General features: G+C 50.6%; 20 protein-coding genes, 1 tRNA gene and 3 rRNA genes. 19 read left to right on the forward strand and 5 right to left on the reverse strand.

Features of this window, described 5'->3' with window-relative positions; translation table 11 throughout:
* Nucleotides 1-123 precede the first annotated feature (123 nt).
* From WC7_RS04500 to WC7_RS26045, 12 genes are all read left to right on the forward strand, one after another.
* Entirely contained in the window at nt 124-1,098 is a 975-nt protein-coding gene (locus tag WC7_RS04500) for an acrylyl-CoA reductase (NADPH) (RefSeq protein WP_016154718.1), read from the forward strand.
* A 119-nt stretch (nt 1,099-1,217) separates the two neighbouring features.
* Nucleotides 1,218-2,222, forward strand: a complete 1,005-nt coding sequence (gene msrP / locus WC7_RS04495; RefSeq protein WP_016154719.1) for a protein-methionine-sulfoxide reductase catalytic subunit MsrP — start codon at nt 1,218-1,220, stop codon at nt 2,220-2,222.
* The gene (msrQ, locus tag WC7_RS04490) at nt 2,223-2,822 is read left to right on the forward strand and encodes a protein-methionine-sulfoxide reductase heme-binding subunit MsrQ (protein WP_016154720.1); all 600 of its coding nucleotides are present in this window, start codon (nt 2,223-2,225) and stop codon (nt 2,820-2,822) included.
* Nucleotides 2,823-3,214: 392 nt separating this feature from the next.
* Nucleotides 3,215-3,685 (forward strand): acetyl-CoA carboxylase biotin carboxyl carrier protein, encoded by a 471-nt coding sequence (accB, locus tag WC7_RS04485; RefSeq protein WP_003025210.1) that lies wholly within the window; start codon nt 3,215-3,217, stop codon nt 3,683-3,685.
* Nucleotides 3,686-3,695: 10 nt separating this feature from the next.
* The gene (accC, locus tag WC7_RS04480) at nt 3,696-5,045 is read left to right on the forward strand and encodes an acetyl-CoA carboxylase biotin carboxylase subunit (protein ID WP_003828838.1); all 1,350 of its coding nucleotides are present in this window, start codon (nt 3,696-3,698) and stop codon (nt 5,043-5,045) included.
* A 107-nt stretch (nt 5,046-5,152) separates the two neighbouring features.
* Nucleotides 5,153-5,395, forward strand: a complete 243-nt coding sequence (locus WC7_RS04475) for a YhdT family protein (RefSeq protein WP_016154721.1) — start codon at nt 5,153-5,155, stop codon at nt 5,393-5,395.
* A complete protein-coding gene (gene panF / locus WC7_RS04470) occupies nt 5,385-6,836 on the forward strand; it encodes a sodium/pantothenate symporter (protein WP_016154722.1) in 1,452 nt (483 codons plus the stop codon). The genes WC7_RS04475 and panF overlap by 11 nt, the downstream gene beginning before the upstream one ends.
* Before the next feature lie 12 nt (nt 6,837-6,848).
* The gene (gene prmA / locus WC7_RS04465) at nt 6,849-7,730 is read left to right on the forward strand and encodes a 50S ribosomal protein L11 methyltransferase (RefSeq protein WP_016154723.1); all 882 of its coding nucleotides are present in this window, start codon (nt 6,849-6,851) and stop codon (nt 7,728-7,730) included.
* Nucleotides 7,731-8,090: 360 nt separating this feature from the next.
* Nucleotides 8,091-9,056: a tRNA dihydrouridine synthase DusB gene (gene dusB, locus WC7_RS04460; RefSeq protein ID WP_003025224.1), complete on the forward strand. Its 966-nt coding sequence runs from the start codon at nt 8,091-8,093 to the stop codon at nt 9,054-9,056.
* 25 nt (nt 9,057-9,081) lie between these two features.
* The gene (fis, locus tag WC7_RS04455; protein WP_000462905.1) at nt 9,082-9,378 is read left to right on the forward strand and encodes a DNA-binding transcriptional regulator Fis; all 297 of its coding nucleotides are present in this window, start codon (nt 9,082-9,084) and stop codon (nt 9,376-9,378) included.
* Between the two features lie 88 nt (nt 9,379-9,466).
* Nucleotides 9,467-10,351 carry an adenine-specific DNA-methyltransferase gene (gene yhdJ / locus WC7_RS04450; protein WP_016154724.1) on the forward strand — a complete coding sequence of 295 codons (885 nt, stop codon included), beginning with the start codon at nt 9,467-9,469 and terminating at the stop codon, nt 10,349-10,351.
* 82 nt (nt 10,352-10,433) lie between these two features.
* Nucleotides 10,434-10,598: a DUF2556 family protein gene (locus WC7_RS26045; protein WP_016154725.1), complete on the forward strand. Its 165-nt coding sequence runs from the start codon at nt 10,434-10,436 to the stop codon at nt 10,596-10,598.
* 46 nt (nt 10,599-10,644) lie between these two features.
* Here WC7_RS26045 and envR read toward each other — a convergent pair whose 3' ends face one another.
* Nucleotides 10,645-11,301, reverse strand: coding sequence for an acrEF/envCD operon transcriptional regulator (gene envR, locus WC7_RS04440; RefSeq protein WP_016154726.1), 657 nt, complete (start codon nt 11,299-11,301; stop codon nt 10,645-10,647).
* Between the two features lie 413 nt (nt 11,302-11,714).
* Here envR and WC7_RS04435 point away from each other — a divergent pair, with 413 nt between their 5' ends.
* The 7 genes from WC7_RS04435 (at nt 11,715) to WC7_RS04405 (ending at nt 21,113) form a co-directional block, all read left to right on the forward strand.
* Nucleotides 11,715-12,878 carry an efflux RND transporter periplasmic adaptor subunit gene (locus tag WC7_RS04435; RefSeq protein ID WP_016154727.1) on the forward strand — a complete coding sequence of 388 codons (1,164 nt, stop codon included), beginning with the start codon at nt 11,715-11,717 and terminating at the stop codon, nt 12,876-12,878.
* An 11-nt stretch (nt 12,879-12,889) separates the two neighbouring features.
* On the forward strand, nt 12,890-16,003 hold the full coding sequence (locus WC7_RS04430; protein ID WP_016154728.1) for an efflux RND transporter permease subunit: 3,114 nt from the start codon (nt 12,890-12,892) through the stop codon (nt 16,001-16,003).
* Nucleotides 16,004-16,275: 272 nt separating this feature from the next.
* Complete coding sequence (locus WC7_RS04425; protein WP_003025292.1) at nt 16,276-16,497, forward strand: lipoprotein; 222 nt, start codon at nt 16,276-16,278, stop codon at nt 16,495-16,497.
* A gap of 460 nt (nt 16,498-16,957) precedes the next feature.
* On the forward strand, nt 16,958-17,983 hold the full coding sequence (locus WC7_RS04420; RefSeq protein ID WP_016154729.1) for an amino acid ABC transporter substrate-binding protein: 1,026 nt from the start codon (nt 16,958-16,960) through the stop codon (nt 17,981-17,983).
* A 69-nt stretch (nt 17,984-18,052) separates the two neighbouring features.
* Nucleotides 18,053-19,234, forward strand: a complete 1,182-nt coding sequence (locus tag WC7_RS04415; RefSeq protein WP_016154730.1) for an amino acid ABC transporter permease — start codon at nt 18,053-18,055, stop codon at nt 19,232-19,234.
* A 9-nt stretch (nt 19,235-19,243) separates the two neighbouring features.
* Nucleotides 19,244-20,347 carry an amino acid ABC transporter permease gene (locus tag WC7_RS04410; RefSeq protein WP_016154731.1) on the forward strand — a complete coding sequence of 368 codons (1,104 nt, stop codon included), beginning with the start codon at nt 19,244-19,246 and terminating at the stop codon, nt 20,345-20,347.
* 7 nt (nt 20,348-20,354) lie between these two features.
* The gene (locus tag WC7_RS04405) at nt 20,355-21,113 is read left to right on the forward strand and encodes an amino acid ABC transporter ATP-binding protein (RefSeq protein WP_016154732.1); all 759 of its coding nucleotides are present in this window, start codon (nt 20,355-20,357) and stop codon (nt 21,111-21,113) included.
* A gap of 85 nt (nt 21,114-21,198) precedes the next feature.
* Here the strand turns inward: WC7_RS04405 and rrf (WC7_RS04400) are convergent.
* The 4 genes from rrf (WC7_RS04400) to WC7_RS04385 form a co-directional block, all read right to left on the reverse strand.
* Nucleotides 21,199-21,314 (reverse strand): 5S ribosomal RNA (gene rrf / locus WC7_RS04400).
* A gap of 38 nt (nt 21,315-21,352) precedes the next feature.
* A tRNA-Thr gene (locus tag WC7_RS04395) sits at nt 21,353-21,428 on the reverse strand.
* 14 nt (nt 21,429-21,442) lie between these two features.
* A 5S ribosomal RNA gene (rrf, locus tag WC7_RS04390) occupies nt 21,443-21,558 on the reverse strand.
* A 95-nt stretch (nt 21,559-21,653) separates the two neighbouring features.
* Nucleotides 21,654-23,198, reverse strand: a 23S ribosomal RNA gene (locus WC7_RS04385); the annotation flags it as partial.

Below are 23,198 nucleotides of genomic sequence, written 5' to 3' on the forward strand. Positions count from 1 at the left end.
GGGCATACTACCAAATTAGGTATATCTGGCAATTTATTGCGCGGAATCGGCATCATGTTTTGATTAGCGAGTATAGTCTTCATTAATAATTTTCCAATCCACTATACGAATTGAGGACAGGTTATGCAGGCTTTGATCTTAGAACAGCAGGACGGAAAAACCCTCGCATCCGTTCAACCCCTCGACGAAAATCAGCTACCGGAAGGCGATGTGACGGTGGATGTCCACTGGTCAAGCCTGAACTATAAAGACGCCCTGGCTATCACCGGCAAGGGTAAAATCATTCGCAATTTTCCGATGATTCCTGGTATCGATTTCGCCGGTACCGTGCGCACAAGCGAAGATCCCCGTTTTCATGCAGGTCAGGAAGTTTTACTGACCGGCTGGGGCGTGGGTGAAAATCATTGGGGTGGACTGGCCGAACGCGCACGCGTGAAAGGCGACTGGCTGGTTGCGCTGCCACAAGGGCTGGACGGACGTAAAGCCATGGTCATCGGTACCGCTGGCTTTACCGCCATGCTGTGCGTCATGGCGCTTGAAGATGCAGGTATTCGCCCGCAAGACGGTGAGATTGTCGTCACCGGCGCCAGCGGCGGCGTGGGCAGCACGGCCGTGGCGTTACTGCATAAGCTGGGTTATCAGGTTGCGGCGGTTTCGGGTCGCGAAAGCACTCACGACTACCTGAAGAGTCTGGGCGCTAACCGTATCCTTAGCCGCGATGAATTTGCTGAATCTCGCCCGTTGGAAAAACAGCTGTGGGCTGGTGCAGTTGATACCGTTGGCGACAAAGTTCTGGCAAAAGTCCTGGCACAGATGAACTACGGTGGCTGCGTTGCCGCCTGCGGCCTGGCTGGCGGTTTCGCTCTGCCGACGACGGTGATGCCATTTATTCTGCGTAACGTTCGTTTGCAAGGGGTGGACTCGGTGATGACCCCGCCGGCACGCCGGGCAGAAGCCTGGGCGCGTCTGGTTAAGGATCTACCGGACTCTTTCTATGCTCAGGCCGCCACGGAGATTACGCTGGCGGATGCGCCGAAGTTTGCCGATGCCATCATCAATAACCAGGTGCAAGGTCGTACGCTGGTGAAGGTGAAGTAACAGGCTCCAGCGCAGAAATTTACACTTAATTAACGAAATTTCGCGGCATATCTACAGACTCCCTGCCATATTAACTACGCGTCCCCTGTCAGTTATGACGCGTAAGCCGGGAGTCTGTTATGAAGAAATTACGTCCATTTACAGAAGCCGACGTCACTGACGAGTCGGCTTTTTTTATGCAACGCCGCCAGGTACTGAAAGCATTAGGGATCAGCGCCGCCGCGTTGTCTTTCCCCCTCTCTGTGCAGGCTGATCTTCTTAGCTGGTTTAAGGGGAATGACCGCCCGCCCGCGCCCGCGGGTAAGCCGCTTGATTTCAGCAAACCCGCCACCTGGCAAAATTCGCTTCCTTTAACGCCGGCGGATAAAGTTTCTGGCTACAACAACTTCTATGAGTTCGGTCTCGATAAAGCGGATCCGGCAGCCAATGCTGGCAGTCTGAAAACCGATCCGTGGACGTTAAAAATCAGTGGTGAGGTGGCAAAACCACTCACCCTCGATCACGATGCGCTGACCGCCCGTTTCCCACTGGAAGAACGGATTTACCGGATGCGCTGTGTGGAAGCCTGGTCAATGGTCGTGCCGTGGATTGGTTTTCCGTTACATAAACTGCTGGCGCAGGTTGAACCCACCAGCAACGCAAAATATGTCGCCTTCGAAACGATCTACGCACCGGATGAGATGCCAGGACAAAAAGATCGCTTTATTGGCGGCGGGCTGAAGTATCCCTATATTGAAGGACTGCGTCTGGATGAAGCTATGCATCCACTCACTCTGCTTACCGTGGGGGTTTATGGAAAAGCTCTTCCTCCACAAAATGGCGCGCCCATTCGCTTAATTGTGCCGTGGAAATACGGATTTAAAGGCATTAAGTCGATCGTGAGTATTAAACTAACCCGCGAACGCCCCCCGACAACCTGGAATCTGGCCGCCCCCAATGAATATGGATTTTATGCCAACGTGAATCCGCATGTCGATCACCCGCGCTGGTCCCAGGCCACTGAGCGTTTTATTGGCGCAGGCGGTATTCTGGACGTTCAGCGCCAACCCACGCTGCTGTTTAACGGTTACGCCGACGAGGTCGCTTCGCTGTACCGTGGTCTTAACCTGCAGGAGAATTTTTGAGTGCGCCTGACTGCAAAGCACATTACCGGGCTGAAAGTTTGCCTGCATCTTATCGGCTTTTTACCGTTTGTCTGGCTATTTTGGGCGGTGAATCACGGTGGTCTGAGCGCAGACCCGGTCAAAGATATCCAGCACTTTACCGGTAGGACAGCTCTGAAATTCTTGCTGGCGACCTTGCTGGTCTCTCCCCTCGCGCGCTACGCTAAACAGCCATTATTGATACGCACACGGCGCCTGTTAGGGCTATGGTGTTTCGCCTGGGCAACGTTGCATTTAACCAGCTACGCACTCCTGGAACTGGGCATTCATAATCTGGCGCTGTTAGGACGGGAATTAATCACGCGACCTTATTTGATGCTGGGCATTACCAGTTGGGGCATATTATTCGCCCTCACGTTAACCTCCACCCAGTCGGCTCAGCGAAAACTGGGCAAAAATTGGCAGTATTTGCACAACTTCGTCTATCTTGTGGCGATCCTGGCACCCATACATTATCTGTGGTCGGTAAAAATTATCTCCCCTCAACCGATTATTTATGCAGCACTCGCTGTGGTGTTGTTAGCCTGCCGTTACAAGAAGTTTCGCCAGTGGTGGCGGTAGTTTCACGTTATGTGCAGTGCGTTACAAAATGTGGACGATCCGATTTTCTTTACATGTTAACGGTTGATTATCTTCCCTGATAAGACCAGTATTTAGCTGCCAATTGCTACGAAATAGTTATAATGTGCGACTTTGCTATCCCCGGTAGCGTTTTTAGAGTGCTGAAAGGGTGACATTCGCATGTTGAAGGTATATTTTGTCTTTTACCCGAAAATGGCAGAAGATAGCCGCACAATGACTAACAAGTCTGGCAATCTCACTTAATGGCAACCGCACCCAGTGCAATGCCTGAGATGCGTGGCATCTTGTCACTCACTGTTATAAAAATGCTATACAGACGGCGGTAAAACGCTTGTCACAATCTCACTAAACAAAGAGTACGGAACCCACTCATGGATATTCGTAAGATTAAAAAACTGATCGAGCTGGTTGAAGAATCAGGCATCTCCGAACTGGAAATTTCTGAAGGCGAAGAGTCTGTACGCATCAGCCGTGCGGCGCCAGCTGCAAGTTTTCCAATGATGCAACAGGCTTATGCTGCACCAGTGATGCAGCAGCCAGCTCTGTCTAACGCTGTCGCACAAACTGCCTCTCCAAGTATGGAAGCTCCGGCAGCAGCGGAAATCAGTGGTCACATCGTACGCTCCCCAATGGTTGGTACGTTCTACCGCACCCCGAGCCCAGATGCGAAAGCGTTCATCGAAATCGGCCAGAAAGTGAATGCGGGCGATACCCTGTGCATCGTTGAAGCCATGAAAATGATGAACCAGATCGAAGCCGACAAATCCGGCGTAGTGAAAGCGATTCTGGTAGAAAGCGGTCAACCGGTAGAATTTGACGAGCCGCTGGTCGTCATCGAATAACGAGGCGAACATGTTGGATAAAATTGTTATCGCCAACCGCGGTGAGATCGCCCTGCGTATTCTGCGTGCCTGTAAAGAGCTGGGCATCAAGACTGTCGCTGTGCATTCAAGCGCGGATCGCGATTTAAAACACGTATTGCTGGCGGATGAGACGGTCTGTATTGGCCCGGCTCCGTCCGTAAAAAGCTATCTGAACATCCCGGCTATCATTAGCGCTGCTGAAATCACCGGCGCAGTGGCAATTCACCCGGGCTATGGCTTCCTCTCTGAGAATGCCAACTTTGCTGAACAGGTAGAACGTTCCGGCTTTATCTTCATCGGCCCGAAAGCCGACACCATCCGCCTGATGGGCGACAAAGTGTCCGCAATTACCGCGATGAAAAAAGCTGGCGTACCGACAGTCCCAGGCTCTGACGGCCCGCTGGGCGACGACATGGACGCTAACCGCGCTCATGCTAAACGCATCGGTTATCCAGTTATTATCAAAGCCTCCGGCGGCGGCGGCGGTCGCGGTATGCGCGTCGTGCGCAGCGATGCCGAACTGGCACAATCCATCTCCATGACCAAAGCGGAAGCGAAAGCGGCTTTCAACAACGACATGGTTTACATGGAGAAGTACCTGGAAAACCCACGCCACATCGAAATTCAGGTGCTGGCGGACGGTCAGGGTAACGCGATTTATCTGGCAGAACGTGACTGCTCCATGCAGCGTCGTCACCAGAAAGTCGTCGAAGAAGCGCCAGCACCGGGCATTACTCCGGAACTGCGTCGCTACATCGGCGAGCGTTGCGCCAAAGCGTGCGTTGATATCGGCTATCGCGGGGCAGGTACTTTCGAGTTCCTGTTCGAAAACGGCGAGTTCTACTTCATTGAAATGAACACCCGTATTCAGGTTGAACACCCGGTAACCGAAATGATCACCGGCGTTGACCTGATCAAAGAGCAGCTGCGCATCGCTGCGGGACAACCGCTGTCCATCAAGCAGGATGAAGTTGTGGTTAAAGGCCATGCGGTAGAATGCCGTATCAACGCCGAAGACCCGAACACCTTCCTGCCAAGCCCGGGTAAAATCACGCGTTTCCACGCGCCGGGTGGCTTTGGTGTGCGCTGGGAGTCTCATATTTACGCAGGCTACACCGTACCTCCGTACTATGACTCAATGATCGGTAAGCTGATCTGCTATGGCGAAAACCGCGACGTAGCGATCGCCCGTATGAAAAACGCGTTGCAGGAACTGATCATCGACGGTATCAAAACCAACGTTGATCTGCAGATCCGCATCATGAATGACGAGCATTTCCAGCACGGTGGAACCAATATTCACTATCTGGAGAAAAAACTCGGACTTCAGGAAAAGTAAGCGTGCGTTAACTGAAAAGGCCGGAAATTCCGGCCTTTTGTTTTTCTCCCCTCCCGCACGTGCCATAAGGTACAATCCCCGCTTTCTTTTTCCACAAGGGACAAAAAATGGACGCTCGTTTTGTTCAGGCCCATAAAGAGGCGCGCTGGGCGCTGTGGCTGACCCTTTTATATCTTGCCACATGGTTAGTGGCCGCTTACTTACCAGATTCCACGCTCGGTTTTACCGGCTTACCACACTGGTTCGAAATGGCCTGCCTGCTAACGCCGCTGGTTTTCATCGTGCTGTGCTGGGCGATGGTGAAGTTTATCTATCGCGACATTCCGTTGGAGGATGACGATGCAGCTTGAAGTTATTTTGCCGCTGGTCGCCTATCTGTTGGTGGTCTTCGGTCTTTCCGTTTACGCCATGCGTAAGAGATCGACCGGCACTTTCCTGAATGAATATTTCCTCGGCAGCCGCTCGATGGGCGGGGTCGTATTAGCCATGACGCTAACGGCAACCTACATTAGCGCCAGCTCGTTTATTGGCGGTCCTGGCGCCGCTTACAAATACGGGCTGGGATGGGTGCTGCTGGCGATGATCCAGTTGCCTGCTGTTTGGCTTTCTTTGGGGATTCTTGGTAAGAAATTCGCGATTCTGGCGCGCCGTTATAATGCTGTTACCCTCAACGATATGCTGTTTGCCCGTTACCAGAGTCGCCTGCTTGTGTGGCTGGCAAGCCTTAGCCTGCTGGTCGCGTTTGTCGGAGCAATGACCGTACAGTTTATTGGCGGCGCACGTTTGCTTGAAACCGCTGCGGGTATACCTTACGAAACCGGTCTGCTTATTTTTGGCGTCAGTATTGCATTGTATACGGCGTTCGGCGGTTTTCGCGCCAGCGTACTGAACGACACCATGCAGGGTATGGTGATGCTGATTGGTACTATTGTTCTACTGGTCGGCGTCATTCATGCTGCCGGTGGCCTCAGCAATGCGGTGGTAACCCTGCAAACTATCGACCCTAAACTGGTCTCGCCGCAAGGCGCGGATGACATTCTGTCACCCACGTTCATGACCTCATTCTGGGTACTGGTGTGCTTTGGCGTAATTGGGCTGCCGCATACAGCAGTACGCTGCATCTCTTATAAAGACAGCAAAGCTGTACACCGCGGCATTATCATCGGCACCATCGTAGTGGCGATCCTGATGTTTGGTATGCATCTGGCGGGTGCGTTGGGGCGTGCGGTGATCCCTGATCTGACAGTGCCGGATCTGGTTATCCCTACGCTAATGGTCAAAGTGTTGCCGCCGGTAGCTGCTGGGATCTTCCTCGCGGCCCCCATGGCCGCGATCATGTCGACGATCAATGCCCAATTGCTGCAAAGTTCCGCTACGATCATTAAGGATCTGTACCTGAACCTGCGTCCGGAACAGCTGAAAAACGAAACCCGGCTGAAGCGCATGTCGGCAGTAATTACCCTGTTGCTCGGCGCGTTACTGCTACTGGCCGCCTGGAAACCGCCAGAGATGATTATCTGGCTTAACCTGCTGGCGTTTGGCGGGCTGGAAGCCGTCTTCCTGTGGCCGCTGGTGCTGGGATTGTACTGGGAACGGGCAAACGCGGCGGGCGCTTTGAGCGCGATGATTATCGGCGGCGTTCTTTATGCCGTACTCGCTACATTTAACATTCAGTACCTGGGTTTCCACCCGATTGTGCCCTCGTTACTGATAAGCTTGCTGGCTTTCCTGATCGGCAACCGTTTCGGTTCTGCCGTCCCGCAAGCCGCCATATTGACTACTGATAAATAAAAGAGTTTTGCCATGCCATGGATCCAACTGAAACTGAACACGACCGGTGCCAACGCTGAAGAGTTGAGCGATGCGCTGATGGAAGCGGGCTCCGTTTCCATTACTTTCCAGGACACGCATGATACGCCGGTATTTGAGCCTCTGCCTGGCGAGACTCGCCTGTGGGGAGATACCGACGTTATCGGCTTGTTCGATGCAGAAACCGACATGAAAGAAGTGGTTGCCATCCTGGAGCAGCATCCGCTGCTGGGTGCAGGCTTCGCGCATAAAATCGAACAGCTCGAAGACAAAGACTGGGAACGCGAATGGATGGATAACTTCCACCCGATGCGCTTTGGTGAACGTTTGTGGATTTGCCCAAGCTGGCGCGATGTCCCGGATGAGAATGCCGTCAACGTGATGCTGGACCCGGGTCTGGCGTTTGGTACCGGCACTCACCCCACCACCTCCCTATGTCTGCAATGGCTGGACGGTCTCGATCTTAACGGCAAAACCGTCATCGACTTCGGCTGCGGCTCCGGCATTCTTGCCATTGCGGCACTGAAGCTGGGTGCGGCAAAAGCCATCGGCGTAGACATCGATCCGCAAGCAATTCAGGCCAGCCGTGATAACGCCCAGCGTAATGGCGTTTCTGAGCGTCTGGAGCTTTATCTGCCGAAAGACCAGCCAGAGGCGATGAAAGCCGACGTGGTGGTCGCAAACATCCTCGCAGGCCCATTACGTGAACTGGCACCGTTAATCAGCGTACTGCCCGTTGAGGGCGGTTTACTGGGGCTTTCTGGCATTCTTGCCAGCCAGGCGGAAAGCGTCTGTGAGGCCTATGCCGAACTCTTTACGCTCGATCCGGTTATCGAGAAAGAAGAGTGGTGCCGCATTACCGGTCAGAAAAAATAATCCCCTCTCGTTACCGTTGGTAACGCAATAATCGCTCTTTTTTTCGCAAAAGGATTTGCGGAAATGAGAGCGAGATCGCATTACAAAGCCACTATTTGCTCACAAAAACAGCTTTTTATCCTGATAACCTGAGGCTGGCCGTAATAAAAAAAGAGAAGTTTTCGGAATTTATAAACGGATGAAAAATTAGCACAACCACGTATCAAACTGATTATTAAAGATTTTAATTTGAAACTGTGTACTTAACCAGCAATTCATTGATCCACCTCAGTGGATTGGTCAAAGTTTGGCCTTTCATCTCGTGCGAAAAATGCGTAATATACGCCGCCTTGCAGTCACAGTATGGTCATTTCTTAACTCATGCGCATCGGACAATACCAGCTCAGAAATCGCCTGATCGCAGCACCTATGGCTGGCATCACTGACAGACCATTCAGGACGCTGTGCTATGAGATGGGAGCAGGATTGACGGTATCCGAGATGATGTCTTCTAACCCGCAGGTTTGGGAAAGTGACAAGTCTCGTTTACGGATGGTGCACGTTGATGAGCCAGGAATTCGCACGGTGCAAATTGCCGGTAGCGACCCTGTTGAGATGGCCGATGCCGCACGTATTAACGTGGAAAGCGGCGCCCAGATTATTGATATCAATATGGGGTGTCCGGCTAAAAAAGTGAATCGCAAGCTCGCAGGTTCAGCCCTCTTGCAGTACCCGGATCTAGTGAAATCAATACTAACCGAGGTCGTCAATGCGGTGGACGTTCCTGTCACACTCAAGATTCGCACCGGCTGGGCTCCGGAACACCGTAACTGCGTAGAGATTGCCCAACTGGCTGAAGACTGTGGCATTCAGGCTCTGACCATTCATGGACGCACCCGCGCCTGTTTGTTCAATGGAGATGCTGAGTACGACAGTATTCGGGCAGTTAAGCAGAAAGTTTCCATTCCGATTATCGCGAATGGCGACATTACTGACCCGCATAAAGCCAGAGCTGTACTCGACTATACGGGGGCGGATGCCCTGATGATAGGACGTGCAGCTCAGGGAAGACCCTGGATCTTTCGGGAAATCCAGCATTATCTGGACACTGGGGAGCTGCTGCCCCCGCTGCCTCTGGCAGAGGTGAAGCGCTTGCTTTGTGCGCACGTTCGGGAACTGCACGACTTTTATGGTCAGGCAAAAGGGTACCGAATTGCGCGTAAACACGTATCCTGGTATCTCCAGGAACACGCTCCGGATGACCAGTTTCGGCGCACATTCAACGCCATTGAAGATTCCAGCGAACAGCTGGCGGCGTTGGAGGCATACTTCGAAAATTTTGCGTAAACAGAAATAAAGAGCTGACAGAACTATGTTCGAACAACGCGTAAATTCTGACGTACTGACCGTTTCTACCGTTAACTCTCAGGATCAGGTAACTCAAAAGCCCCTGCGTGACTCGGTTAAACAGGCACTGAAGAACTATTTTGCTCAATTGAATGGTCAGGATGTTAACGATCTCTATGAGCTGGTACTGGCTGAAGTAGAACAGCCCCTGTTGGACATGGTGATGCAATACACCCGCGGTAACCAGACCCGTGCTGCCCTGATGATGGGCATCAACCGTGGTACGCTGCGTAAAAAACTGAAAAAATACGGCATGAACTGATACTAATCAGCGAAATGTTTGTTTTAAAAGGCGCTACTCGGCATGGGGAAGCGCCTTTTTTATTAACGTCACACGGGAGGCTTTGGCGATGAACGCAAGATGTGAACCTGTCTATTTTGGCGATGAATCTAAAAAGATAATCCTGGGTGATGCTCTGACCGAACTGAAAAAGCTGCCGTCAGAAAGCGTCGATCTCATTTTCGCCGACCCACCTTATAACATCGGTAAAGACTTTGACGGGATGGTGGAATCCTGGGACGAAGAGGCATTTTTGGCATGGCTGTTTGAGTGCATTGACGAGTGCCATCGCATTCTCAAACCACACGGCACCATGTACATCATGAACAGTACGGAGAACATGCCGTACATCGATCTCAAATGCCGCCAGCTCTTTACCATCAAGAGCCGTATCGTGTGGTCATACGATAGCTCCGGGGTGCAGGCCAAAAATTACTTTGGTTCGATGTATGAACCGCTTCTGATGATGGTAAAAGATCAGAAAAACTACACGTTTAATCGTGATGATATTTTGGTTGAAGCCAAAACGGGCGCTAAACGTGCACTGATAGACTACAGAAAGAACCCGCCCCAACCCTACAACCAGAAAAAAGTACCGGGCAATGTTTGGGAGTTTCCACGCGTTCGTTATTTGATGGACGAATACGAAAATCACCCCACTCAAAAACCCAAAGCCCTCCTTGAACGCATCATTCTGGCTTCCTCCAGTCCAGATGACAGCGTGCTGGATCCGTTTGCCGGTAGCTTCACTACCGGTGCCACTGCCGTGGAATTAGGTCGCAAGTTTGTCGGGATTGAAATCAATGCCGAGTACGTAAAAATGGGGCTCAGAAGAATGAGCATTAGTTCGCATTTTTCAGAGAATGAACTTGCAAAGGTGAAAAAGCGGAAGACAAAAAATCTTTCTAAAAAGAGTCGATTAACAGCAAAGAGCGGCGATCTTTCAGCAAAGTAAAGGCATTGTAAGTCTGCTTTTCAGCTTGCAGATTTCGTGTATATTCCCTGCACGCTTGGGCATGAATACACAGGGTTTGGTAATGATTCGCAAGTATTGGTGGCTGGTTGTTTTTGCGGTCTTCGTTTTTCTCTTTGATACGCTGCTTATTCAGTGGATAGAGCTGATGACAACGGAGCACGATAAGTGCCGGAATATGAATTCTGTGAACCCCCTCAAGCTGGTCAACTGCGTCGACCTCGAATAGCACGACGAAAAATACGTCGACAGCCGTCAGGCCCTGGCGGCTAAAACTACCCTGGCTGATTTTCACTCTGCATTAATTGCATTACACAGCCGTCTGGGCTTAACATTTTTAATACGTTATCAACTAATACTGGCGCTTGCCCATACAAATCATAACTCACTGGATTCATTAACCAGTTTTTTATTATCCCGCTAAAGCTACCGTGCAGAATAATGATGATGACATCTAAATCCAGACTGGTAGCAATCAGATTTTCATCCACGCACTTTTGCAGTGAATCACGAATGCTTTGATGACTGAGACCTATTTTATCGCGAATGGTCTGTTCTGATATCATATCGTTATGAAATTCACATTTATGATATAAAATTTGCATTAATGCCTGCTGGCGAGGATTCTGTGCAATATATTGCAATCCCACTACAAACTTTTCACGCAGTCGCTGTAAAGGATTATCCCCCCAACGACCAATAAGCTTATCCTGAATAAGATCGCGTAATGGAGGTTGTTGTAACCATAGCGCATTGAACAATTGCGTCTTATTTTCAAAATGCCAATAGAGCGCCCCCCGCGTCACGCTGGCGGCATCCGCAATGTCGTTTAACGTCGTATTGCTAACACCACGCACGGCAAACTGCATAATCGCTGTTTCTATCAGGTGCTGTCGTGTTTTGAGGGCATCAGCTTTCGTTTTTCTGGCCATGGTTTCGACTGTCTGAGGTAAGGTAGAGAATGATTAACTTTCTTATGTAATATTTGCTAAACGGAACAAATGTATCACTTAGTGTTTATTTAGACGAGTTCTAAAACTGTTAATTATGGATATTGCACACAAATAAACAAAACAAATAACAACAACCAATGTATTCACCAATCAAATACTTATTTCAATATGTGTTTATGCGCATCATTGCATTACTATTAAAACCATAATGAAACAACCGAAGATTAATCCCTTTTTGTTTTTACGTGCCGTGTATCGCGCCCATAAATAAGTATTGCTTACATCGCAAGCTAATAATTTGTAGGATAGCCAACTATTATTTTCACTTGTGCGCGTTATCGCCTCTGCGTTACCCGGTTAATAACGAGCGTTCGGTTTTTTAAGGAATAGAAATGACGAAAAATGCCAGGTTTTCACTCCTGCCCTCATTCATCATCATGTCCGCTGTATTACTCGCCAGTTGTAACGATCAGGGAGAAACACAAGCTCACCCCGCAGAGCCGCAGGTGACTGTCCATGTCGTCGAAAAGGCGCCTTTAGCCGTGACGACCGAATTACCTGGGCGCACAACAGCATTTCGTATTGCTGAAGTCCGTCCTCAGGTCAGCGGGATCGTACTTAAACGGAATTTTACCGAGGGAAGCGATGTTGAAGCCGGTCAGTCGCTTTATCAGATCGATCCTGCGACTTACCAGGCTGACTACGACAGCGCCAAAGGCGAACTGGCAAAGAGTGAAGCGGCAGCAGCTATCGCACATTTAACGGTAAAACGTTATGTCCCGCTGGTTGGCACTAAGTACATCAGCCAGCAAGAGTACGATCAGGCCATTGCTGATGCTCGCCAGGCCGATGCCTCCGTTATCGCGGCAAAAGCGGCGGTCGAAAGCGCTCGTATCAACCTGGCCTACACCAAAGTGACATCGCCCATTAGCGGACGTATCGGTAAATCTAACGTCACCGAAGGCGCATTAGTCACGAATGGCCAGGCAACTGAGCTTGCTACCGTGCAACAACTTGATCCTATTTACGTCGACGTAACACAGTCCAGTAATGACTTTATGCGCCTCAAACAGTCCGTTGAGCAAGGGAGCCTGCATAAAGACAGCGCCAGCAGTACCGTCGAACTGGTGATGGAAAATGGTCAGTCGTACCCCCTGAAAGGTGCGTTGCAGTTCTCTGATGTCACCGTTGATGAAAGTACCGGATCCATCACCCTCAGGGCCGTATTCCCTAACCCACAGCACACGCTGCTGCCGGGCATGTTTGTGCGTGCTCGTATTGATGAAGGCATCCAGCCGAATGCCATTCTCGTTCCCCAACAAGGGGTAACGCGTACGCCACGCGGTGATGCAACGGTGATGGTTGTCAATGACAAGAGTCAGGTCGAGGCTCGCACCGTCGTTGCTACTCAGGCGATAGGTGATAAGTGGTTAATCAGCGAGGGCTTACAGCCTGGCGATAAGGTTATCGTCAGCGGATTGCAGAAAGCGCGTCCCGGCATAAAGGTTAAAGCAACCACCGATACCGAAACTCCAGCCGCAAAAACTGCGCAATAAGGTAACCGGACATGGCTAACTTTTTTATCAATCGCCCTATTTTTGCCTGGGTTCTGGCCATCATTCTGATGATGGCAGGGGCTCTGGCAATCATGCAACTGCCCGTTGCACAGTATCCGACCATTGCACCTCCTGCGGTCGCTATTTCTGCCACCTACCCAGGTGCGGATGCGCAGACAGTACAAGACACGGTTACGCAGGTTATCGAACAGAATATGAACGGTATCGATAACCTGATGTATATGTCCTCCACCAGCGATTCCTCCGGGAGCGTCACCATTACTCTGACTTTCGAGTCGGGTACTGACCCGGATATCGCACAGGTCCAGGTGCAAAACAAATTACAGTTAGCGATGCCCTTACTGCCTCAGGAAGTACAGCAGCAGGGGATCAGCGTCGAGAAATCCAGTAGCGGTTTCCTGATGGTGGCGGGTTTTGTCTCCGATAATAACAATCTGACGCAGGATGATATTTCCGACTATGTGGCGTCTAACGTTAAAGACGCAATAAGCCGAACAGCAGGTGTCGGCGATGTCCAGATGTTTGGTGCACAGTACGCAATGCGCATCTGGCTCGACAGCAACGCAATGAACAAATATCAGTTGACTCCGCTGGACGTTATCAATCAACTGAGAACGCAAAACAATCAGATTGCCGCAGGCCAACTGGGAGGCGCACCATCCGTCCAGGGTCAACAACTTAATGCCTCCATTATTGCTCAGACACGCCTGAAAACGCCGGAAGAGTTTGGCCGCATAACGCTGAAGGTGGGCCAGGATGGCTCAATGGTTCACCTCAGAGATGTAGCCCGCATCGAACTCGGCGGCGAAAACTATAACATGGTGACGAAAATTAATGGTCAGCCCGCAACAGGTCTGGGCATTAAGCTGGCGACCGGTGCAAACGCGCTGGATACTGCCGCAGGCGTCAAAGCAAAGCTGGCTGAGTTACAACCTTTCTTCCCGCAAGGTTTGCAAGTGGTTTACCCCTATGACACTACACCATTTGTAAAAATCTCGATTAACGAGGTGGTGAAAACGCTGTTTGAAGCCATCATCCTCGTCTTCCTGGTGATGTACCTGTTCCTGCAAAATCTGCGCGCCACGCTAATTCCAACTATCGCAGTGCCTGTCGTGCTGTTGGGAACATTCGCGATCCTCGCAGCATTCGGATTCTCCATCAACACGCTAACGATGTTCGGAATGGTGCTGGCCATCGGCCTGCTGGTCGATGACGCCATCGTGGTAGTAGAAAACGTCGAACGCGTCATGGCGGAAGAGAAACTGCCGCCCAAAGAGGCGACGCAGAAATCCATGGTCCAGATCCAGGGCGCACTGGTCGGGATCGCGATGGTACTCTCGGCGGTATTTATCCCCATGGCGTTCTTTGGCGGCTCGACCGGCGCCATTTACCGCCAGTTCTCTCTGACCATTGTTTCAGCGATGGCGCTTTCTGTTCTGGTCGCCCTCATTCTTACGCCAGCGCTTTGCGCAACGCTGCTAAAACCCGTTTCCGCCGGACATGATGAAAAGAGAGGCGGTTTTTTCGGATGGTTTAACGCCCTGTTCGATAAAAGCGTCGGGCATTACAGCAATAGTATCAGCGGTATTCTGCGCAAAACCGGACGCTACTTGTTGCTATATGTTCTTATCGTCGGCGGAATGGCTGTTCTGTTTTTACGCCTCCCTACCTCCTTCTTGCCCGAAGAGGATCAGGGGGTCTTTATGACAATGGTGCAACTTCCTGCCGGTGCGACACAGACGCGCACACAGCAGGTGCTGGATCAGATTCAGAATTACTACCTGAACCAGGAAAAAGCTAACGTAAAATCGGTATTCACCGTTAATGGCTTCAGTTTTAGCGGCCAGGGACAGAACTCTGGTATCGTCTTTATTAGCCTCAAACCATGGGAAGAGCGTTCGGGCGATGAAAACGGCGTGACGGCTATCGTCGAACGTGCGACCAGGGCGTTCAGCCAGATTAAAGATGGACTGGTGTTCCCGTTCAACATGCCTGCCATTCTTGAACTGGGTACCGCGACCGGCTTTGATTTTCAGTTAATTGATCAGGCTAACCTCGGTCATACAGAACTGACGAAAGCCAGGAACCAGTTGCTGGGTATGGTGAGAGAGCATCCAGATTTACTGGTGCGCGTGCGCCCTAACGGTCTGGAAGATACCCCGCAATTTAAGCTGGATATTGATCAGGAAAAAGCCCAGGCGTTAGGCGTAAGTCTGTCGGATATAAACCAAACGATTTCCACGGCCCTTGGCGGCACCTATGTGAACGATTTTATCGATCATGGCCGAGTGAAAAAGGTATACGTTCAGGCTGACGCGCCGTTCCGTATGTTACCCAACGACATCAACAATCTCTACGTACGTAGTGGGAATGGTGAAATGGTGCCATTCTCTGCGTTCAGTTCGTCGCATTGGATTTATGGTTCACCCCGCCTGGAGCGTTACAACGGTATGCCATCAATGGAAATACTGGGAGAGGCCGCGCCGGGTCGAAGCACCGGTGAAGCCATGGCGCTCATGGAAAACCTGGCAGCACAGCTGCCAACCGGTATCGGCTATGACTGGACGGGGATGTCATATCAGGAACGGCTCTCCGGCAATCAGGCACCTGCGTTATACGCTATTTCGTTAATCGTCGTCTTCCTGTGTCTGGCCGCATTGTATGAGAGCTGGTCTATTCCATTTTCAGTCATGTTGGTTGTACCGCTCGGCGTGGTCGGTGCGCTTCTGGCGGCGTCCATACGCGGTCTGAATAACGACGTTTACTTCCAGGTAGGTCTGCTGACTACCATCGGTCTTTCCGCCAAAAACGCTATCCTTATCGTGGAGTTTGCCAAAGACCTGATGGATAAAGAAGGTAAAGGGTTGATTGAAGCCACACTGGAGGCGTCACGCATGCGTCTTCGTCCAATCCTGATGACATCCCTGGCGTTTATTCTAGGGGTTATGCCTCTGGTTATCAGCCACGGAGCGGGTAGCGGGGCACAGAATGCGGTCGGTACAGGCGTAATGGGAGGTATGCTGACCGCGACATTGTTGGCAATCTTCTTCGTCCCCGTCTTCTTCGTTGTCGTCAGACGGCGTTTTAGTCGGCGCAACGTTTAATTTGTAAAATAAAGGCGTCTTCGGACGCCTTTTTCACCTAAGATGCCCCTCTTTATTTATTAATAAGATAGCCATTTATTTCAAATAAACCCTTCCTGAAAAAATCGCGAATCACCTTTCTTTTTATCCATTATTTTTACAATCCACATGAATTGAGATTATTCCTCATGTCAGTATTTTTTTAAGAAGTGGTAAAATAATCGCCGAGTTCGCAGATGGCTTAGCGTTTGTCTTTGCTCAATTAGCGAAACGCTTATTTTTGAGGTAACACCATGAAAAGATTAATATCCGTTGCATTGCTTACCGCATTCCTGGCCGGCTGTGCACACGATTCTCCTTGCGTACCTGTATACGACGATCAGGGGCGCCTGGTTCATACCAATACCTGTATGAAAGGCACCACGCAGGATAACTGGGAAACAGCCGGTGCCATCGCCGGTGGCGCAGCAGCCGTTGCCGGGCTGACGCTTGGGATAGTCGCCCTGACCAAATAAATCTTCTTAAAAGCGCGGTGGGTACCGCGCTTTTTGCAATAAGAATTAAATCTTCATATAAGACAAAAGGTTGATATATAGCACTCAACGTATAATAAAATTATTATAGATTTGCCTCACATATCCACGATTTGAAATTAGCATTTTTTCAGTTCTTCGTAACAGCGCGCTTTCTTTTCATTATTCTCACGTCATCAATATTAACGTACGAAATCGTTATCACACGTCCGGTTTGATTTTTAAATTTTTTGCGCCGAAATGTGGCTTACGTTTCAATTTTGCACCACTTCAGGGCGCTGCATTTATTTTTTCCTGTCTACACTCTGGATATTGCGTCGAATAATCGTGCGCAAAAACCTGGCACTACCTTTGCTTAAAAGAGTATGGCCATAGCCACAGACAGGTAAAAGACGTTTTCAGAACGTTTCCATAACAATAATTCCTCCACACAGGATGCTCTATGAAAAAGATGATAATAGCCAGCCTGGCTGCGGCCGGCGTGCTGCTTGCGGTTGCAAATCAGGCACATGCCGGCGCAACACTTGATGCCGTAAAGAAAAAAGGTTTTGTGCAGTGTGGGATCAGTGACGGGTTGCCTGGCTTTTCTTATGCCGATGCAAGCGGTAAGTTCTCAGGTATTGATGTCGACGTATGTCGTGGCGTTGCCTCCGCCGTATTTGGCGATGATAGCAAAGTAAAATATACCCCGCTCACCGCCAAGGAACGCTTTACCGCACTACAATCTGGTGAAGTCGACATGCTCTCTCGTAATACCACCTGGACCTCCTCTCGTGACTCAGGAATGGGAATGTCTTTCACTGGCGTAACGTATTACGACGGCATTGGTTTTCTTACCCACAATAAAGCGGGTCTTAAGAGTGCTAAAGAGCTGGATGGCGCAACGGTTTGTATCCAGGCAGGAACAGATACCGAACTGAACGTGGCTGACTATTTTAAAGCCAACAACATGAAGTACACCCCTGTCACCTTTGACCGCTCGGATGAATCAGCTAAAGCTCTGGAATCTGGGCGTTGCGACACGCTGGCTTCCGACCAGTCTCAGTTGTACGCACTGCGAATCAAGCTGAGTAATCCTGCGGAGTGGATTGTCCTGCCAGAAGTTATTTCTAAAGAACCGCTGGGACCTGTTGTACGTCGTGGAGACGATGAGTGGTTCTCCATTGTTCGCTGGACGCTGTTCGCCATGCTGAATGCGGAAGAAATGGGCATTAACTCGAAAAACGTCGATGAAAAAGCGGCTAATCCTGCAACGCCGGATATGGCACACCTGTTAGGCAAAGAAGGGGATTATGGCAAGGATCTGAAGCTTGATAACAAATGGGCTTACAACATTATCAAGCAGGTAGGTAACTACTCGGAGATCTTTGAGCGTAACGTGGGATCGGAAAGCCCACTGAAGATCAAACGTGGACAGAACAACCTCTGGAATAACGGTGGCATTCAATATGCGCCACCGGTGCGCTAATGCGTAGTGATGTAACGGGCGCCGCGACTGCGGCGCTCAGTCCAGAGTCATAGTTACCGAGGTTTTCTTATGTTCCATCGCCGCTCAATCGTAAAAGGATCGTTATCCTTTTCTAACCCTGCGGTCCGCGCCTGGTTATTTCAAATACTTGCCGTCATTGCGGTCATCTGCATTGCGGTCTATCTCATCCATAACACGATAAATAACCTGAACAATAGCGGTATTACCTCGGGATTCTCTTTTCTCGATCGCAGCGCCGGATTTGGTATTGTCCAGCATCTGATCGATTACGAGCAAGGCGATACGTATGGCCGTGTCTTTATCGTTGGCCTACTCAATACGCTATTGGTTTCTGCACTGTGTATTGTTTTCGCATCAATTCTTGGTTTCTTTCTCGGACTGGCACGCCTGTCAGATAACTGGTTATTACGAAAGCTCTCGACGATCTACATCGAAACGTTCCGCAATATACCGCCGCTGCTGCAGATCTTCTTTTGGTATTTCGCCGTATTACGTAACCTGCCCGGCCCACGTCAGGCCGTTAACGCGCTGGACTTGATGTTTCTGAGTAACCGGGGGCTCTATATTCCGGCACCGCAAATAGGAGAAGGATTTTTTGTCTTTTGCGGCGCTGTAATTATCGCTATCGTCGTCACTATCGGGCTATTTCGCTACAACAGAATGCACCAGACTAAAACCGGTCAGCTACGCCGGACCTGGCCCACGGCTCTGGCGCTGATCGTGCTTTTACCGATGATCTCACAGTGGCTGTTTGGCGCAGCGCTTCACTGGGATATCCCCGCCCTTCGCGGTTTTAACTTCCGTGGCGGTATGGTGCTTATTCCCGAACTGGCTGCCCTGACGCTGGCGCTTTCAGTGTATACCTCGGCGTTTATTGCAGAAATTATTCGAGCGGGAATCCAGGCCGTTCCTTATGGCCAACATGAAGCAGCACGCTCGCTGGGTCTACCAAATCCGGTGACACTGCGCCAGGTGATCATCCCACAGGCGCTGCGCGTCATCATTCCCCCATTAACCAGCCAGTATCTGAATATCGTCAAAAACTCCTCTCTTGCGGCCGCCATTGGCTACCCGGATATGGTTTCACTGTTTGCCGGCACGGTACTCAATCAAACAGGGCAAGCCATTGAAACTATTGCTATCACGATGTCGGTGTACCTGATCATCAGCCTGAGCATTTCTCTGCTGATGAATATTTATAACCGCCGTATTGCACTGATTGAGCGCTAAGGAGCCATGATGACAAAAGCACTGCTGTCTCACCCCTCGCGTCAGAACAGTAACCCGGCAAGCCGCAGTCTACTCTGGGTGCGTAAAAACCTGTTCTCCAGTTGGTCAAATAGCCTGCTCACGCTGCTGTGCATTTGGCTGATTTGGTCATTTCTTCCGCCACTGCTGAACTGGGTATTCTTTCAGGCCAACTGGGTCGGTTCAACCCGCGCAGACTGCACCAAAGCAGGGGCTTGCTGGGTGTTCATTCATGAACGCTTTGGGCAATTCATGTATGGACTTTATCCCCACGATCAGCGCTGGCGCGTAAATCTGGCCCTAATCATTGGCCTGGCCTCTATCGTCCCTATGTTCTGGAAATCTATTCCTCACCGTGGCCGCTATATCGCCGTCTGGGCCGTCGTTTATCCCGTGGTGGTCTGGTGGTTGATGTACGGTGGTTTTTTCGGACTTGAGCGCGTAGAAACCCGACAGTGGGGCGGATTAACACTGACGCTTATCATTGCATCCGTGGGGATTGCGGGCGCGCTTCCGTGGGGTATTTTACTGGCGCTTGGACGTCGGTCTCATATGCCAGTCGTGCGGATTTTATCCGTCATTTTCATTGAGTTCTGGCGCGGTGTGCCGTTGATTACCGTCCTTTTTATGTCCTCGGTCATGCTTCCTCTGTTTATGTCCGAAGGGACCAGTATCGACAAACTTATCCGGGCGCTGGTCGGCGTGATTCTTTTCCAGTCGGCGTATGTCGCAGAAGTGGTTCGCGGAGGGTTACAGGCCCTACCAAAAGGTCAGTATGAAGCCGCTGAATCACTTGCGTTAGGGTACTGGAAAACGCAAGGGCTGGTCATTCTTCCGCAAGCCCTCAAGCTGGTTATTCCGGGTCTGGTTAACACGATTATCGCCCTGTTTAAGGATACCAGTCTGGTCATCATCATCGGCCTGTTTGATCTCTTCAGTAGCGTGCAGCAGGCAACTGTGGACCCTGCATGGTTGGGTATGTCGACGGAAGGATATGTTTTCGCTGCACTGATTTACTGGATCTTCTGTTTTAGCATGTCGCGTTACAGCCAACATCTGGAAAAACGTTTTAACACCGGGCGTACACCGCACTGAGGAATTTATGAGCCAATTATTAATGCCGTCTACCGACGCGATGATTACGCTGGAAAACGTCAACAAATGGTACGGACAGTTTCACGTCCTGAAAAACATCAACCTGAAGGTAAAGCAGGGAGAACGCATCGTATTATGCGGACCTTCCGGTTCGGGTAAATCGACAACTATCCGCTGTATCAACCATCTTGAAGAGCATCAGCAAGGACGTATTGTGGTGGATGGGATCGAACTCAATGAAGATATCCGCAATATTGAGCGCGTCAGACAAGAAGTTGGCATGGTTTTTCAGCACTTTAATCTCTTTCCTCATTTGACGGTCCTGCAAAACTGCACGCTGGCACCGATCTGGGTGCAAAAGATGCCAAAAAAAGAGGCTGAAGCTCTGGCAATGCACTACCTTGAGCGAGTTCGCATTGCTGAACATGCGCATAAATATCCTGGGCAAATCTCTGGTGGGCAGCAACAGCGCGTGGCCATTGCACGCTCGTTGTGCATGAAACCTAAAATTATGTTATTCGATGAACCCACATCAGCGTTGGATCCTGAAATGGTAAAAGAAGTGCTTGATACCATGATAGGTCTGGCGCAATCAGGCATGACTATGCTGTGTGTTACCCATGAAATGGGCTTTGCCCGCACAGTGGCCGACCGGGTGATCTTTATGGATCTTGGCGAGATTGTTGAACAGGCAGCACCGGATGAGTTTTTTGCTCACCCCAAATCTGAACGCACGCGTGCGTTTTTGTCGCAGGTTATCCATTAAAGCCATGCGCCGGATACAGCACCGACGTTTAACAGATAAAACAAAAGGCCCAGTCGAAAGACTGGGCCTTTTGTTTTTATTTGATGTCTGGCAGTTCCCTACTCTCGCATGGGGAGACCCCACACTACCATCGGCGCTACGGCGTTTCACTTCTGAGTTCGGCATGGGGTCAGGTGGGACCACCGCGCTACAGCCGCCAGACAAATTCTTTTCTAAGTGCCAAACTTTAACCGAAAAACTGGTGCTGATACCCAGAGTCGAACTGGGGACCTCACCCTTACCAAGGGTGCGCTCTACCAACTGAGCCATATCAGCACACTAAATTTGATGCCTGGCAGTTCCCTACTCTCGCATGGGGATACCCCACACTACCATCGGCGCTACGGCGTTTCACTTCTGAGTTCGGCATGGGGTCAGGTGGGACCACCGCGCTACAGCCGCCAGGCAAATTCTGTCTATCAACACGCTTTTCGCATGTCGATGTAATCTGTAATCAAGCTGAATATCGTGTCTCTTTCGCCAAAACATCTTCGGCGTTGTAAGGTTAAGCCTCACGGTTCATTAGTATCGGTTAGCTCAACGTATCGCTACGCTTACACACCCGACCTATCAACGTCGTCGTCTTCAACGTTCCTTCAGGACCCTTAAAGGGTCAGGGAGAACTCATCTCGGGGCAAGTTTCGTGCTTAGATGCTTTCAGCACTTATCTCTTCCGCATTTAGCTACCGGGCAATGCCATTGGCATGACAACCCGAACACCAGTGATGCGTCCACTCCGGTCCTCTCGTACTAGGAGCAGCCCCCCTCAATTCTCCAGCGCCCACGGCAGATAGGGACCGAACTGTCTCACGACGTTCTAAACCCAGCTCGCGTACCACTTTAAATGGCGAACAGCCATACCCTTGGGACCTACTTCAGCCCCAGGATGTGATGAGCCGACATCGAGGTGCCAAACACCGCCGTCGATATGAACTCTTGGGCGGTATCAGCCTGTTATCCCCGGAGTACCTTTTATCCGTTGAGCGATGGCCCTTCCATTCAGAACCACCGGATCACTAAGACCTGCTTTCGCACCTGCTCGAGCCGTCACTCTCGCAGTCAAGCTAGCTTATGCCTTTGCACTAACCTCCTGATGTCCGACCAGGATTAGCTAACCTTCGTGCTCCTCCGTTACTCTTTAGGAGGAGACCGCCCCAGTCAAACTACCCACCAGACACTGTCCGCAACCCGGATTACGGGTCTACGTTAGAACACCAGCCATTAAAGGGTGGTATTTCAAGGTTGGCTCCATGCAGACTGGCGTCCACACTTCAAAGCCTCCCACCTATCCTACACATCAAGGACCAGTGTTCAGTGTCAAGCTATAGTAAAGGTTCACGGGGTCTTTCCGTCTTGCCGCGGGTACACTGCATCTTCACAGCGAGTTCAATTTCACTGAGTCTCGGGTGGAGACAGCCTGGCCATCATTACGCCATTCGTGCAGGTCGGAACTTACCCGACAAGGAATTTCGCTACCTTAGGACCGTTATAGTTACGGCCGCCGTTTACCGGGGCTTCGATCAAGAGCTTCTCCTTACGGATAACCCCATCAATTAACCTTCCGGCACCGGGCAGGCGTCACACCGTATACGTCCACTTTCGTGTTTGCACAGTGCTGTGTTTTTAATAAACAGTTGCAGCCAGCTGGTATCTTCGACTGATTTCAGCTCCATGAGTAAATCACTTCACCTACATATCAGCGTGCCTTCTCCCGAAGTTACGGCACCATTTTGCCTAGTTCCTTCACCCGAGTTCTCTCAAGCGCCTTGGTATTCTCTACCTGACCACCTGTGTCGGTTTGGGGTACGATTTCGTGTTACCTGATGCTTAGAGGCTTTTCCTGGAAGCAGGGCATTTGTTACTTCAGCACCGTAGTGCCTCGTCATCACACCTCAGCGTTAACAAGACTCCGGATTTACCTGGAATCTCCGCCTACATGCTTAAACCGGGACAACCGTCGCCCGGCTAACATAGCCTTCTCCGTCCCCCCTTCGCAGTAACACCAAGTACAGGAATATTAACCTGTTTCCCATCGACTACGCCTTT

The organism is Citrobacter sp. KTE151, from assembly GCF_000398845.1.
Taxonomy (GTDB): Bacteria; Pseudomonadota; Gammaproteobacteria; order Enterobacterales; family Enterobacteriaceae; genus Citrobacter; species Citrobacter braakii.